Origin of the sequence: Streptomyces sp. NPDC002888, from assembly GCF_042888465.1 — a bacterium.
Classification (GTDB): domain Bacteria; phylum Actinomycetota; class Actinomycetes; order Streptomycetales; family Streptomycetaceae; genus Streptomyces.
Window position 1 is genome coordinate 83,019 of sequence record NZ_JBIAPU010000027.1, and the last position, 14,034, is coordinate 97,052.

At 70.0% G+C, this 14,034-nt stretch carries 9 protein-coding genes; 7 read left to right on the plus strand and 2 right to left on the minus strand.

Going from position 1 to position 14,034, the window contains the following annotated elements; translation table 11 throughout:
• The first annotated feature begins 81 nt into the window (after positions 1-81).
• The 7 genes from ACFYWX_RS35205 (at position 82) to ACFYWX_RS35235 (ending at position 9,347) form a co-directional block, all read left to right on the plus strand.
• Positions 82-414, plus strand: coding sequence for a hypothetical protein (locus tag ACFYWX_RS35205; protein ID WP_389428895.1), 333 nt, complete (start codon positions 82-84; stop codon positions 412-414).
• Positions 415-434: 20 nt separating this feature from the next.
• Positions 435-764 carry a hypothetical protein gene (locus ACFYWX_RS35210; protein WP_389428896.1) on the plus strand — a complete coding sequence of 110 codons (330 nt, stop codon included), beginning with the start codon at positions 435-437 and terminating at the stop codon, positions 762-764.
• 699 nt (positions 765-1,463) lie between these two features.
• Positions 1,464-2,318 carry a serine hydrolase gene (locus tag ACFYWX_RS35215; RefSeq protein ID WP_389428897.1) on the plus strand — a complete coding sequence of 285 codons (855 nt, stop codon included), beginning with the start codon at positions 1,464-1,466 and terminating at the stop codon, positions 2,316-2,318.
• A gap of 53 nt (positions 2,319-2,371) precedes the next feature.
• Positions 2,372-3,394, plus strand: a complete 1,023-nt coding sequence (locus tag ACFYWX_RS35220; protein ID WP_389428898.1) for an esterase-like activity of phytase family protein — start codon at positions 2,372-2,374, stop codon at positions 3,392-3,394.
• 108 nt (positions 3,395-3,502) lie between these two features.
• Complete coding sequence (locus ACFYWX_RS35225; protein WP_389428899.1) at positions 3,503-7,219, plus strand: ABC transporter ATP-binding protein; 3,717 nt, start codon at positions 3,503-3,505, stop codon at positions 7,217-7,219.
• A 242-nt stretch (positions 7,220-7,461) separates the two neighbouring features.
• Entirely contained in the window at positions 7,462-7,851 is a 390-nt protein-coding gene (locus tag ACFYWX_RS35230; protein ID WP_389428900.1) for a hypothetical protein, read from the plus strand.
• Between the two features lie 83 nt (positions 7,852-7,934).
• A complete protein-coding gene (locus ACFYWX_RS35235) occupies positions 7,935-9,347 on the plus strand; it encodes a S28 family serine protease (protein ID WP_389428901.1) in 1,413 nt (470 codons plus the stop codon).
• A gap of 46 nt (positions 9,348-9,393) precedes the next feature.
• On the opposite strand, the gene ACFYWX_RS35240 is transcribed toward ACFYWX_RS35235, so the two are convergent.
• Together ACFYWX_RS35240 and ACFYWX_RS35245 are read right to left on the minus strand one after the other, a co-directional pair.
• Positions 9,394-13,602, minus strand: a complete 4,209-nt coding sequence (locus ACFYWX_RS35240; RefSeq protein ID WP_389428902.1) for a trypsin-like peptidase domain-containing protein — start codon at positions 13,600-13,602, stop codon at positions 9,394-9,396.
• Positions 13,551-13,898 carry a CU044_2847 family protein gene (locus ACFYWX_RS35245; RefSeq protein WP_389428903.1) on the minus strand — a complete coding sequence of 116 codons (348 nt, stop codon included), beginning with the start codon at positions 13,896-13,898 and terminating at the stop codon, positions 13,551-13,553. The genes ACFYWX_RS35240 and ACFYWX_RS35245 overlap by 52 nt, the downstream gene beginning before the upstream one ends.
• Between the last annotated feature and the right edge of the window lie 136 nt (positions 13,899-14,034).

Below are 14,034 nucleotides of genomic sequence, written 5' to 3' on the forward strand. Positions count from 1 at the left end.
TCGCTACAGAACGCGAGACCCCCGCGACCGAGCGACCGGTCCGGGGGCGTGGCCATCAACGAAAGCTACGGAGTTGACGACATGAGTCACCGTATCGCCCGCCTCTTCGAACCGCTGCTACAACTCCTGTTCCCGGGGACCGGACGCCGTCGCCGTACGGCCACCGTTCCGGCCGGTGCGTGTGCGTGTCCCACCTGCTCGTGCGCTGAGGAGCGCCCTGCCCTTCCCGCCCGCCCGGTCGGCCCGCCGCTCCTGCGAGCCGAGGACAACGCGATGGTCCGCCCCTATCTCGTCGCCCACGAGCGGCAGGAGGAAGCCCGGCGGCAGCGGGCCCGGCGTCGGGCTCTGTGGTTCGCCGTGCACGGCATCGACATCGGCCCGCGGGTCATCCACGGTGTGGAGGTGACCGCGTGATCTGGAGTCAGGAAGGAGTCATGCGGTTGCTGCCGTGGGCCAGTCCGGAGGGCAAGCCGTGTTACCTCGTCGGTGACGGAACCGGGCGTCTCTCACGGCTCGCCGATACAGTCGAGTCCGTACAGCTGGGCATGGCGAGCGAACTCCTCGGCCACGCCGCGGACATGCTCGCCGACCCCAAGGCCACGTCCGCGCAACTCCGCTTCCTCGCGGCCCGTATGGCCGAGGCGCTGCGCGACGTCCACCGCATCGCGGAGAGCCGTGGTGCCCGCCTTCCCGCGCCCGATCACGACGATCCCGACGGGCGCGACGATTCCGACGGCGACGACCTCCCAGCACCGGAGTCCTGAGCGGCTCGCGCACCGGCATACCGCCGCTCGCTGCCCGCCCCGTCCGGTCGGATCCCCTCCTCCTGCCTCCCCGCAGACTGGATCAACTGGACGGGCAGGGGCGGCGGGCGGAAGGCGCGGGGCATGGCGGTGCAGGTCGAACGACCGGCTGAGCCGGGGCGGACAGGGGACTGGCCTGACGCCAACCCTCACACGGGGCCCGATCTGAAGAGGCTCAGCCGGTAGGTGGTCGGCTGGGTCAGACGCCCGCAAAGCGTGTCCAACCGGACCGCCGTCCAGTCGATCCGCTGGCCCGACGCGCGCAGACGTTGGATGTGAGCACGCCATTCCGACTCGTCCTGGGTCTCGAAGAGCACTTCCCAGTGACCCGTTCCAGGCGCGAAGCGGGCGGCGGCCCGCTGCCTCTCGTCGTGGCGCTGCCGCCTTCTCTTCCGCTGCCCTGGCATCGGCCCAGCATTGCCGGACCGGGCACGCCGCGGCAAGACGATGACCCGCATAACGAACTGGCGTACAACGTTCGGCCACCCGAGCGAGTCAACCCGCCTGACTCGCCGCAGCCCTCACCGCGCCCGCCTCATCGGTGCCGCGCTCACCGCCGGAGCATCCACCTGTGAAGGAGGCGCGACCCCCGCGTGAAGAGTGGGAACAGGTGTACAACTTTCGGTCATTCAGGCGAGTCAAACCCGTATGACTCGCCCTATGACTCGCCGCAGACCACATCGCGCTCGCCTGCTCGGCGCCGGGCTCGCCGCCGGAGCGTGTATATCGTGCGTCGCCGTGGCCACGCCCGCCGCCGCGGCCCCCACGCCGACCGTCGCCTGTACGTCCACGAAGGCGGCCCTCGCCGCCAAGTTGAAGACCGACATCACGGCGGCGCTCGCGGGCCGCAAGGGCACCATCGCCGTAGGCCTCTACGACCGTACGACGAACACCAACTGCACCCTGCGCGCCTCCACCGCCTTCGACTCGGCCAGCACCGTCAAGGTCACCGTCCTGGCGACGCTGTTGTGGGACGCGAAGAAGCACAACCGCTACCTCACCGACCGCGAGGCCACCCTCGCCAAGGCCATGATCACCCAGTCGGACAACGACTCGACCTCCACGCTGTGGCGGCAGTTGGGCCTGACGAAGATCAAGGGCTTCCTCACCGCGGCCGGCATGACCCAGACCAAGCCCGGCGCGGACGGCTACTGGGGCCTGACCCAGATCACCGTCACCGACGAGCAGAAGCTGCTCAAGCTCATCACCGCCAAGAACACGGTCCTCAGCGACAACTCCCGTGCCTACATCCTGAAGTTGATGAGCCAGGTCGTCTCGTCCCAGCGGTGGGGCACCCCGTCCGGCGTGCCGTCCGGTGTCACCGTGGCCCTCAAGAACGGCTGGCTGCAGCGCGCCAGCAACGGCTGGCGCGTGCACAGCCTCGGCGCGTTCAAGGGCGGCGGCCACGACTACGTGATCACGGTCCTCACCCACGGCAACAGCACCATGAACTACGGCATTGCGACCATCGAGGGCGTCGCCAAGGTCATCCACAAGGACCTGGCGGCCTCCTGATCCTTCACTGAAGGGCCCACCCGCTGTCATCCACCCGTCCTACGGTGACGTCCATGCGTCTGCGAACCGTACTCGCCACCGTCACCGCCGGCCTGGCGGCGGCCACCTGCCTCTCCGCCGCCGGACCGGCCGACGCCGTCCAGAGGGACAACGCCTGTTCCTCCTCCGTCTCCATCGACCGCTTCTCCGACGCGCTCGACAAGACGACGTACGACGGCACCTTCGTCGGCAACCTCTCCGCGCTCGCCATCAACGGTGACGGCTCGCTCGCGGCCCTCTCCGACCGCTCCGCCCTGTTCGACCTGGACGCGAGAACGCTCGCCCCGCGCTCCGTCGTCCCCCTCGCGGACGAGAACGGCGCCGCCCTCGACTCCGAGGGCCTGGTCGTCGACGGCGACGGCACCCGGCTGATCACCTCGGAGACCGAGCCGTCGATCCGCCGCTACTCCCGCGACGGCAAGATCCTCGACCGCCTCCCCGTACCGGACGCCCTCCGCGTCGCCCCGGCCGGCCGCGCCCAGTCCAACGGCACCTTCGAGGGTCTGACCCTGCTGCCCGGCGGCCACACCCTGCTCGCGTCGATGGAGTACGCCCTCGCCGGCGACACCGCGGGCATCGTCCGCTTCCAGACCTGGCAGCGCACGTACGACGGCCACTTCCGCCTCGGCCCCCAGTACGCCTACCGCACCGACAGCGGCCTGGGCGTACCCGAGATCCAGGCGACCCCCGACGGCCGCCTGCTGGTCCTGGAGCGCGGCTTCACGGCGGGCGTGGGCAACACGATCCGCCTGTACATCGCCGATCCCCGCCACGCGACGAACACGAGCCACATCGAGAACCTCACGGGCCAGTCCGGCGTCCGCCTGATCAAGAAGACCCTCCTGGCCGACATCGCCGACTGCCCGGCCCTGGGCGCCACCGCCGAGCAGCCTCAGCCGAACCCCCTCCTCGACAACATCGAGGGCATGGTGATCACGGGCAGGAGCGGCGGCCGCCTGAGGGTCCTCCTGGTCAGCGACGACAACCAGAACGCCGTACAGACGACGCGGTTCTATTACTTGCGAGTACGTGTCTGAGCGCAATCTCCGAGAGCGCAATCTCCGATTGTTACGGCGGGATGAAATCCGCTCCCACCCGCGTTGGTGCCTTCCGGAACACCAGATCGAAAAACGGAGGGCACCGACGTGGCAGCGCAGCCGGGATGGGCGCGGAGACTGGCCGGGTACGCCTGGCGCTACCCCAAGGACGTGGTCCTCGCCCTCGGCTCCTCCCTCGGCGGCATGGCCGTCATGGCCGTCGTCCCACTGGTCACCAAGGTGATCATCGACGACGTCATCGGCGACCACACCCGTGACATGGCACCCTGGGCGGGCGCCCTGATCGCCGCCGCCGTCCTCGTCTACGCCCTTACCTACGTCCGCCGCTACTACGGCGGCCGCCTCGCCCTCGACGTCCAGCACGACCTGCGGACGGAGATGTTCGAGACGATCACCCGCCTCGACGGCCGCCGCCAGGACGAGCTGTCCACCGGCCAGGTGGTGGGCCGCGCCACCAGCGACCTCCAGCTGATCCAGGGCCTGCTCTTCATGCTCCCGATGACCATCGGGAACCTCCTGCTCTTCCTGATCTCCCTGGTCGTGATGGCCTGGCTGTCGCTCCCGCTGACCCTGGTCGCCCTGGCGGTCGCCCCCGCGCTCGCGTACATCGCGGGGCGCAGCCGTACGAAGCTGCACCCCGCCACCTGGTACGCCCAGGCCCAGGCCGCCGCCGTCGCGGGCGTGGTCGACGGCGCCGTCAGCGGCGTACGCGTGGTGAAGGGCTTCGGGCAGGAGGACCAGGAGACGGGGAAGCTCAGGGAGGTCGGGCGCCGGCTCTTCGCCGGGCGGCTGCGCACCATCCGGCTGAACGCCATGTACACCCCCGCCCTCCAGGCCGTCCCCGCCCTCGGTCAGGTCGCGATGCTGGCGCTGGGCGGCTGGCTCGCCGTGCGCGGGCACATCACCCTCGGCACGTTCGTCGCCTTCTCCACCTACCTCGCCCAGCTCGTCGGCCCGGTCCGCATGCTCGCCATGGTCCTCACGGTCGGCCAGCAGGCCCGCGCGGGCACCGAGCGCGTCCTGGAGCTGATCGACACCGAGCCGTCGATCAAGGAGGGCACGAAGGACCTGCCGGCCGACGCCCCGGCGACGGTCGAGTTCGAGAACGTGTCGTTCGGCTACGAAGGCGCCTCCGGCAGGACCAGCCCCGTCCTCGACGGGCTCAGCTTCCAGATCCACTCCGGCGAGACCCTCGCCGTCGTCGGCTCCTCCGGCTCCGGCAAGTCGACCGTCTCCCTCCTCCTCCCGCGCTTCTACGACGTGACACGCGGCGCCGTCCTCATCGGCGGCCACGACGTCCGCGAGCTCACCCTCGACTCCCTGCGGGCCGCGATCGGACTGGTCCCGGAGGACTCCTTCCTCTTCTCCGACACCGTCCGCAACAACATCGCGTACGGCCGCCCCGACGCGACCGACGAGGAGGTCGAGGCCGCCGCCCGCGCCGCCCAGGCGGACCGTTTCATCGCGGAGCTGCCCGACGGCTACGCCACCACGGTCGGCGAACACGGCCTCACCCTGTCCGGCGGCCAGCGCCAGCGCGTCGCACTCGCCCGCGCCCTGCTCACCGACCCCCGCCTGCTCGTCCTGGACGACGCCACCTCCGCCGTGGACGCCCGCGTCGAGCACGAGATCCACGAGGCGCTGAAGCACGTCATGGAGGGCCGTACGACCCTCCTGATCGCCCACCGCCGCTCCACCCTCAACCTCGCCGACCGCATCGCCGTCCTCGACGCCGGACGCCTCGCCGACCTCGGCACCCACGAGGAGCTCCAGGAACGCTCCGCCCTCTACCGGCGCCTGCTCACCGACCCGGACGAGCTGGGCGGCGTCTCCCCGGGCCACGCCACGCCCGCCGCGCCCCCGGAGGACACCTCCGTACGCGACGAGCTGGACGCCGAGTTCGACGCGGAGCGTGGGGTGACTCCTCGGCTGTGGACGGGTGACCGCGAGCCCAAGGACACCGCGCTCTCCGGCATGCCGGCCACCCCGGACCTCCTCGAGAAGGTCGACGCGCTGCCCCCGGCCACCGACACCCCGGACGTCGACGAGGCACGGGCGGTCACCGCGGAGGAGTCGTACGGCCTGCGCAGGCTGCTGCGCGGCTTCGGACGCCCCCTCCTGATCAGCCTCGGCCTCGTCGCCGTGGACGCCGGCATGGGCCTCCTCCTGCCCGTCCTGATCCGGCACGGCATCGACCAGGGCGTCACCCAGGTCGCCCTCGGCGCGGTCTGGGCGGCATCCCTGCTCGGCCTGCTCACCGTGCTCGTCCAGTGGACGGCGCAGATCGGTGAGACCCGGATGACCGGACGCACCGGTGAGCGCGTCCTGTACTCCCTGCGCCTGAAGATCTTCTCCCAGCTCCAGCGGCTCGGGCTCGACTACTACGAGCGGGAGCTGACCGGCCGGATCATGACGAGGATGACGACGGACGTCGACGCCCTCTCGACGTTCCTCCAGACGGGCCTGGTCACCGCGTTCGTCTCGGTCGTCACCTTCTTCGGCATCATGCTCGCCCTGCTGGTGATCGACGTGCAGCTCGCCCTCGTCGTCTTCGCCACGCTGCCCCCGCTGATCATCGCCACGTACTTCTTCCGCCGGGCGAGCGTGAAGGCGTACGAACTGGCCCGCGAGCGGGTGTCGGTCGTCAACGCCGACCTCCAGGAGTCGGTGTCCGGGCTGCGGATCGTGCAGGCGTTCCGGCGTGAGCGGGACGGCGGGCGCAGGTTCGCCGAGCGCAGCGACAGCTACCGGCAGGCGCGGATCCGAGGTCAGTGGCTGATCTCCATCTACTTCCCCTTCGTGCAGCTGCTGTCGTCGGTCGCCGCGGCCGCCGTGCTGATCGCGGGCGCGGGCCGGATCGACGCGGCCACGCTGACGACCGGCGCGCTGGTGGCGTACCTGCTGTACATCGACCTGTTCTTCGCCCCCGTCCAGCAGCTCTCCCAGGTCTTCGACGGCTACCAGCAGGCGACGGTGTCGTTGGGCCGCATCCAGGAGCTGCTCCAGGAACCGACGTCCACCGGGGCCGCCGACAAGCCCCTCGACGTGCTCTCCCTGCGGGGCGACATCGCCTTCGAGGACGTGCACTTCAAGTACGGCGACGAGGAAGAGGCGCTCAGCGGCATCGACCTGCGCATCCCCGCCGGCCAGACCGTCGCCTTCGTCGGCGAGACCGGCGCCGGCAAGTCCACCCTGGTCAAGCTGGTGGCCCGCTTCTACGACCCCACCGCGGGCCGGGTCACCGCCGACGGCACGGACCTGCGCGCCCTCGACATCACGTCGTACCGCCACCGCCTGGGCGTCGTCCCGCAGGAGGCGTACCTCTTCCAGGGCACCGTCCGCGACGCCATCGCCTACGGCCGCCCCGACGCCACCGACGCCGAGGTGGAGGCGGCGGCCCGGGCGGTCGGCGCACACGAGATGATCGCCACGCTGGAGGGCGGCTACCTCCACGAGGTCGCCGAGCGCGGCCGCAACCTCTCCGCCGGCCAGCGCCAGCTGATCGCCCTCGCCCGCGCCGAACTCGTCGACCCCGACATCCTCCTCCTCGACGAGGCCACCGCCGCCCTCGACCTGGCCACCGAGGCCCAGGTCAACCAGGCCACCGACCGCCTCGCTGGCCGCCGAACCACCCTCGTCGTCGCCCACCGCCTCACCACCGCCGCCCGCGCCGACCGGGTCGTGCTGATGGACCACGGCCGGGTCGCGGAGGACGGCACGCACGAGGAGCTGCTCCGCGCGGGCGGACGGTATGCCGCGTTGTGGCGGACGTTCGTGGGGGAGGACGCTCCTGTGGTGGCCTGACCGGTTGGTGGCGGCCTCGGGGCCTGTCGGCCTGCGGCCACGTCAGGTGCCGGACGGAGTCCGGCCAGTCGTCCCGAAGCCGGGAGGCCCGCCAGGGCCGAACGTCGCGAGGGCGACATCGGGAGGTTCAGAGTCCGAGGAACCGGTCGCCGCGCCCCGGTGACGATCACGCAACCGCCGGACATATGTCCTGCGTCCGTACATCAGTACGGCAACGGCGGGAAACGGGAGGGGCGCGAACCGTGGACAGTGGGGCGATACGCCGGCGACTGGCACTCGGCACATCCGTACTCACCGCGTCCGCCCTCCTGGCGCTCGCGTCCCCGGCGGCCGCCCACGCCGCGCCCTCCCACTGCGCGGGCCGCAAGGTCAGGACACTCACCTTCTCCACCGGCTCGGTCCAGATCTACAAGCAGGCCGGCTACCTCTGCGCCCTCACGGTCCCCAAAGCCCCCGGCACCCGGCGCAAGATGACGGTCAGCGTGCATGCGCGCGGCCTCCGGCCGGTGGTGGACACGGGACAGTACGCGTACCGGGCGGGACCGGTCACCGTGCACGTGGGGCACCGGCGCGTGCTGATCAAGGGCGAAGTGGGGCAGGGGTCGGTGAGCAGCGGGTGGACCCGGTACTGACCTCCTGAATCCCAACCCCCCCCTGGTGTGAAGACAGTTGCTCCGATAGCTTCCGGCGCACATCTGTTTCACAGGGAGGGTGCATGCGCAAGGCGCTCAGATGGCTGCTGGCGCTCACGGTGCTCATAGGCACGTTGAGCACGGCCGGGGCGGCAACCGCCGCAGAGCCGGAGGCCACGGACATCAAGGACCAGCTGCTCGCGATACCGGGCATGAGCCTGATCCAGGAGAAGCCCTACACCGGCTACCGCTACTTCGTCCTCAACTACACCCAGCCGGTCGACCACCACAACCCGTCCAAGGGCACGTTCCAGCAGCGCATCACCGTGCTGCACAAGGACGTCTCCCGCCCGACGGTCTTCTACACCGGCGGCTACAACGTCTCCACGACCCCCAGCCGCCGCGAGCCGACCCAGATCGTCGACGGCAACCAGGTCTCCATGGAGTACCGCTTCTTCAACCCGTCGCGCCCCGACCCGGCCGACTGGTCCAAGCTGGACATCTGGCAGGCCGCCGGCGACCAGCACCGCATCTTCAAGGCGCTGAAGAAGATCTACACGAAGAACTGGATCTCGACAGGCGGCTCCAAGGGCGGCATGACCGCCACGTACTACGAGCGCTTCTACCCGAAGGACATGGACGGCGTGGTCGCGTACGTGGCCCCCAACGACGTGGTCAACAACGAGGACTCCGCCTACGACCGCTTCTTCGCCAAGGTCGGCACCAAGGAGTGCCGCGACCGCCTGAACGCGGTGCAGCGCGAGGCGCTGGTGCGCCGCGCACCACTGGAGAAGAAGTACGAGGCGTACGCGGCCGAGAACGGCTACACCTTCACCACCATCGGCAGCCTCGACCGCGCCTACGAGGCAGTCGTCCTCGACTACGTCTGGGGCTTCTGGCAGTACAGCCTGCTCTCCGACTGCGACTCCGTCCCCGCGGACGCGGCGACCGCGACGGACGACGAGATCTGGAACTCCGTCGACACCATCTCCGGCTTCTCCGCCTACGCCGACCAGGGCCTGGAGACGTACACCCCGTACTACTACCAGGCCGGTACGCAACTCGGAGCCCCGACGATCCACTTCCCGTACATAGAGAAGAAGTACATCCGCTACGGCTACCAGCCGCCCCGGAACTTCGTCCCCCGCTCCATCCCCATGAAGTTCCAGCCCTGGACCATGCGCGACGTCGACACCTGGGTCAAGCACAACGCCCACCACATGCTCTTCGTCTACGGCCAGAACGACCCGTGGGGCGCCGAGCCGTTCCACCTCGGCAGGGGCGCGAAGGACTCCTACGTCTTCACGGCCCCCGGCCTGAACCACGGCGCGAACGTGGCCGGCCTGGTCGCCGACGAGAAGTCGCTGGCCACGGCCCGGATCCTGGACTGGGCGGGCGTCTCGGCTACAGCTGTGGCCAAGGCCAAGCCATTGGCGAAGTTCGACGCGAGGCTGGATGTGAGGGACGTGGAGCGGGAGCCCGGGCTGCGTCCGTAAAGGCGGGTTGACGTGTGCTGACGGCGGGTCCGGTGAGGGCCCGCCGTCAGTCTGAGGGGCAGGCGGGTTCGTTTGATTCGTCGGGGAGGTAGGCCCCGCGCTCCTCCGGGGTGAAGTCGCGGTTGAAGATGCCGCAGATCTGCTTGATCGCCTGGGCGGGTTTGGGGGAGGTGACGACGTCCCACAGCCGCGCTGTTCCGTCGAAGTCGGCGGTGGCGAGGGTGCGGCCGTCACGACTGAGCGCCAGCAAGAATATTCCGCTGGCGCTGGCAGTGTCGGCAGAGCTGGTGCGGGTCTTTCCGGTGGCCGCCTCCAACAAGCGGACTTTTCCTTCGAAGTCGGCGGTGGCGAGGGTGCGGCCGTCGGGGCTGAAGGCCACTGACGCCACTGATCCGGTGTGCTCGTTCGGAGCAGTGCGTGTTGCATCGGTGGCTGCATCCCAGAAACGTGCTGTTCCGTCGCTGCTGGCGGTGGCGAGGGTGCGGCCGTCTGGACTGAACGCCAGTGCGGTCACTCCGAGGTCGTATCCGGTGATCCTTTTGCGGGTCTTGCCGGTGGCTACGTCCCAGAGCCGTGCGGTGGAGTCGTCGCTACCCGTGGCGAGGGTGTGGCGGTCGGGGCTGAAGGCCACCGACAACACTGGGCCGTTGTGTCCGGTGAGTCTGTTGCGGGTCTTGCCGGTGGCTACGTCCCAGAGCCGTGCGGTGGAGTCGTCGCTACCCGTGGCGAGGGTGCGGCCGTCGGGGCTGAAGGCCACCGACTCCACCGTGCCATCGTGTCCGGTGAGTCTGTTGCGGGTCTTGCCGGTGGCTACGTCCCAGAGCCGTGCGGTGGAGTCGTCGCTACCCGTGGCGAGGGTGCGGCCGTCGGGGCTGAAGGCCACCGACCAAACCGGGCCGTCGTGTCCGGTGAGTGTGGTGCGGTTTTTGCCGGTGGCCGTATCCCACAGGCGGGCGGTCTTGTCGTCGCTGGCGGTGGCCAGGGTGTGGCCGTCGGGGCTGAATGCCATTGCGTTCACCGCCTCGCTGTGTCCGGTGAGTGCGGTGCGGTTGTTCCCGGTGGCCGCGTCCCACAGACGTACCGTCTTGTCGCGGCCGGCAGTGGCGAGGGTACGGCTGTCCCGACTGAAGGCCAGCGCAAGAATCACGTTTGCGTGCCCAGGGAGGGTGGCTCGAGGCGACTCGGTGGCGGCATCCCACAGCTGTACGACACGGTCGCTGGCGGTGGCGAAGGTCTTGCTGTCCGGACTGAAGGCCACCAGGCGCGCTGTGCCGAGGAGTGTGCTGCGTGTCTTGCCGGTGACTGCGTCCCTCAGGTCGACGTCATAGTCGTCGGCGGTGGCGAGGGTGCGGCCGTCGGGGCTGAAGGCCACTGACGTCACCGGCTTGGTGTGATCTTTGCGTGTGGTGCGGTTTTTGCCGGTGGTCGTATTCCATAGGCGGACGGTTTTGTCGGTGCTGGCGGTGGCGAGGGTGTGGCCGTCGGGGCTGAAGGCCACGGCGTTCACCGCGTTGCTGTGCCCGGTGAGTGTGGTGCGGTTTTTGCCGGTGGCCGTATCCCATAGATGGACGGTTTTGTCGGTGCTGGCGGTGGCGAGGGTGTGGCCGTCGGGGCTGAAGGCCACGGCGTTCACCGCGTTGCTGTGTCCGGTGAGTGTGGTGCGGTTTTTGCCGGTGGTCGTATTCCATAGGCGGACGGTTTTATCGGTGCTGGCGGTGGCGAGGGTGTGGCCGTCGGGGCTGAAGGCCACGGCGTTCACTGCGGCGTTGTGTCCGGTGAGCTTGGTGCGGATTTTGCCGGTGGCCGTATCCCACAGACGTACCGTTCGGTCAGCGCCGACGCTGGCTAGGGTGTGGCCGTCGCGGCTGAACGCCACCGCCCGCACTTCGTCGGTGTGCCCGGACAGGCGGCGATGCGCCGGCAAGGCCGCGGCGTTTCGCAGGCTCTCGAAGGCCTCCGACGTATGGCTGCTGCGGTACGCCTTCACGGCCAGCAGCGCGGCGAGTTCCGGGTTCGTGTCCATGAGTTCGTCGGATCGGGCGGCAAGCTGCCGCGACAACGCCGCCTCCCGCGCATCGATCACCGTCCGCCACTGCCACACCGCACCCCCCGCCGCCACCAGCGCCAGCACCAACAACCCGCCCAGCACCACATTGAGCCGCCTGCTGCGGCGGATGACCGCCCGCTGGCGCTGCTTGCTGGCGTCGAGGTACGCCGTGATCTCGGCCGGGAGCCGGCGGCGCCGTGACCATTCGAGGCCCTCGGCGAGTGATGTCCCGCCCAGGAGGTCCCCAGCGTCCTTCGCCGTGGCCCAGTGGGCCTGCCGTTCGCGGGTGTGGTCGAGCCATTCCTGGAAGCGGTGGTCCTGGTCGACCCACGCACGCAGTGCGCCCCAGTCGCGGATGAGCGCCTCGTGGATCAGCTCGGCCACCGGTTCCCCGGGAGGGGCGCCGGGGTGTTGCGGGGCGTGAAGCGTCTGGGTGGTGATGATGCGATGGCGTGTGAGGGCGGCGATGACGTCGTCGACGGCCGCTTTCTCGCCGTTGGGTGTGTCGCCCGGGTCCGCCGAAAGTTCGCGCAGCTCGCCGAGGGGGACCTGGGTGCGGACGGCCGTGATGTTGTGGCTGGGGTCGGCGGGATGCACCAGGGAGGTCAGCGTCCGCTGGGCGATGGCCCGTTGCTCGGGGGAGAGCTCGCTCAGGGCGCTGTCGCACCACGTGGTCACGCTGCCGCTGACCGCTCCGATGCGGCGGTACGCCTCGTGGGTGAGGTAGCCGTCCTGCCGCCGGTGCCAGAGCTGGCTGAGGGTCATCTCCAGCAGGGGGAGCACCGTGACGGGTGCCTGGCGGGTGGTGGCCGCCTCGGGTGAGGTGGCCAGCACGTCGGTGATGATCTGCTCGGGCAGCCCTGGCTGGAAGCGGAGCCCCACGTCCAGGGCGGGCAGGGTGATGATGTCGTGCAGGTCCCGCTGGCTCAGGGTGCCCGGCACATTGAGGAGTCCGGGCATCGCGGCTTCCAGCAACCCGGGCTCTTTGGCGGCAAGCTGGGGATAGAAGTCGTCGCGCATGATCAGGATGACACTGAGCTGGGCCTCGGAGCCGACCGCCGTGATGATCTGGTCGGCGACGGCCAGCTGGAGCCGCTGCCGGCCGTTGCCGGGCTGGGTGAAGAGCTCCTCGAACTGGTCGATGATCAGCAGGATGCGCTCACAGCCGGGCTCGGCCGCGAGCCTCCGGCTCACCGCCGCGGCGATCCCGTCCTCGGCCGCCCCGGGCAACCCGGCTCGCTCGATATCCGCGATCATGTCCTGTCGGGGCCGGGTGAGCACGGGCAACCACCGGTCGCTGCCCGGCAGTTCCCCCGCGGCCAGCGCGCGCAGCACGCCCGCCTGGAGCAACGACGACTTGCCCGACCCCGACGGCCCGAGCAACAGCGTCAGCCGCCGCTGCTGGGCGAGGTTCGTCACGACCTGCCGTACCGCGTCCTTCCGTCCCTGGAACCACCGGGCGTGCTCGGCGGTGAACGGCTCCAGCCCCCGGTACGGACACACCTCCCGCTCGGCCAGCTCCGGCAGGATCTCCCGCAGTACCTGCGTCGGGGTGACGTAGGCGATGCCCTGCCCCCGCTCGTACGCGTCGGGGGCGGTGATCTCGGTGAGCATGCCGATGACCAGGCCGGTCACCTCGTCGAGGACGGGGCCGCCGCTGAAGCCGGTGGTGAGGTCGTTGGCGGCGGTCAGCTGCAGATGCGGACCCCTGCCGTCCGTGCCCGGCAGCAGATCACCGGTCACGCCGAAGCCGAAGTGTCCTTCCGGCGGGGCCTGGGCGGGGAACCCGAACGAGCGCACCTGGTGGCCCCGGCACCCCTCCGCGGAGCCCAACGGCAGCGTCCGCATAGCCGCCGACGTACCGCTCAGCCGGATGAAGGCCACGTCCTCGCCCTCGGCGGCACGCCACAGCTCACCCGGGACATGCCCCTCCACCCGGGCCGCACCGTCCACGTGGGGGAAGGTCAGCAGGACCCTCTCCCCGGCCCCGGCCCCGGCCCCCGCGACGACGTGCGCACAGGTGACCACGACACTCTCGGCCACCAGGAATCCCGTCCCTGCCACCGCCCCGTCCGGCCCGAGGACCTGGGCCACGGCGGTGAGCAGATCCGATGCGATGCCGTCGCCCTGCTGCTTCTCCCCGCTGGTCACCGGGGTCAGCCCGTACTCTCGCCCGCCTGCGGGTGACCGGCGTCGTCGCTCTTCCACGACATGGTCACCTTCAGGTGGCAACTGGCCTGACTCTTGGTGATCACGGCCCCGGCCTCGAACGCGAGGTCGACACCGAACTCGATGGTGATTTCGTCGGGGCGGGCCTTGCGCAACTGGTCGAGTGTGGCGCGCGCGGCGTCGGTGACCGGCTCCAGTGCCCCTTGCAGGGTGCCCGGCAGTTCGCGCACGGCATCGCCGGCGCGGCCGGCCTTCACCGGCCCGTCCCACACGCCCGGCTGCTCGATCAGAACGCAGCCCCCACCGTCCAGCGGAATCCGAGTCAGAGGTGTCAAAACGCCTCCTCCGCCTCTCGCGTTCGCTCTCCAGGGACCTCGCCAGCATCCGCAGGGTCTGGCATATGCCGCATCTTGGAGTGAGCCGTACGCGTGAACGGGCAGGCGAAAGCAGCAAAGCCAGATGGTCGGCATG

Excerpts from the sequence above, each read along its gene's own strand:
- ACFYWX_RS35210 (WP_389428896.1), top strand. The coding sequence starts at position 435 with ATGCGGTTGCTGCCGTGGGCCAGTCCGGAGGGCAAGCCGTGTTACCTC.
- ACFYWX_RS35215 (WP_389428897.1), top strand. The coding sequence starts at position 1,464 with ATGACTCGCCGCAGACCACATCGCGCTCGCCTGCTCGGCGCCGGGCTC.
- ACFYWX_RS35235 (WP_389428901.1), top strand. The coding sequence starts at position 7,935 with ATGCGCAAGGCGCTCAGATGGCTGCTGGCGCTCACGGTGCTCATAGGC.
- ACFYWX_RS35220 (WP_389428898.1), top strand. The coding sequence starts at position 2,372 with ATGCGTCTGCGAACCGTACTCGCCACCGTCACCGCCGGCCTGGCGGCG.
- ACFYWX_RS35205 (WP_389428895.1), top strand. The coding sequence starts at position 82 with ATGAGTCACCGTATCGCCCGCCTCTTCGAACCGCTGCTACAACTCCTG.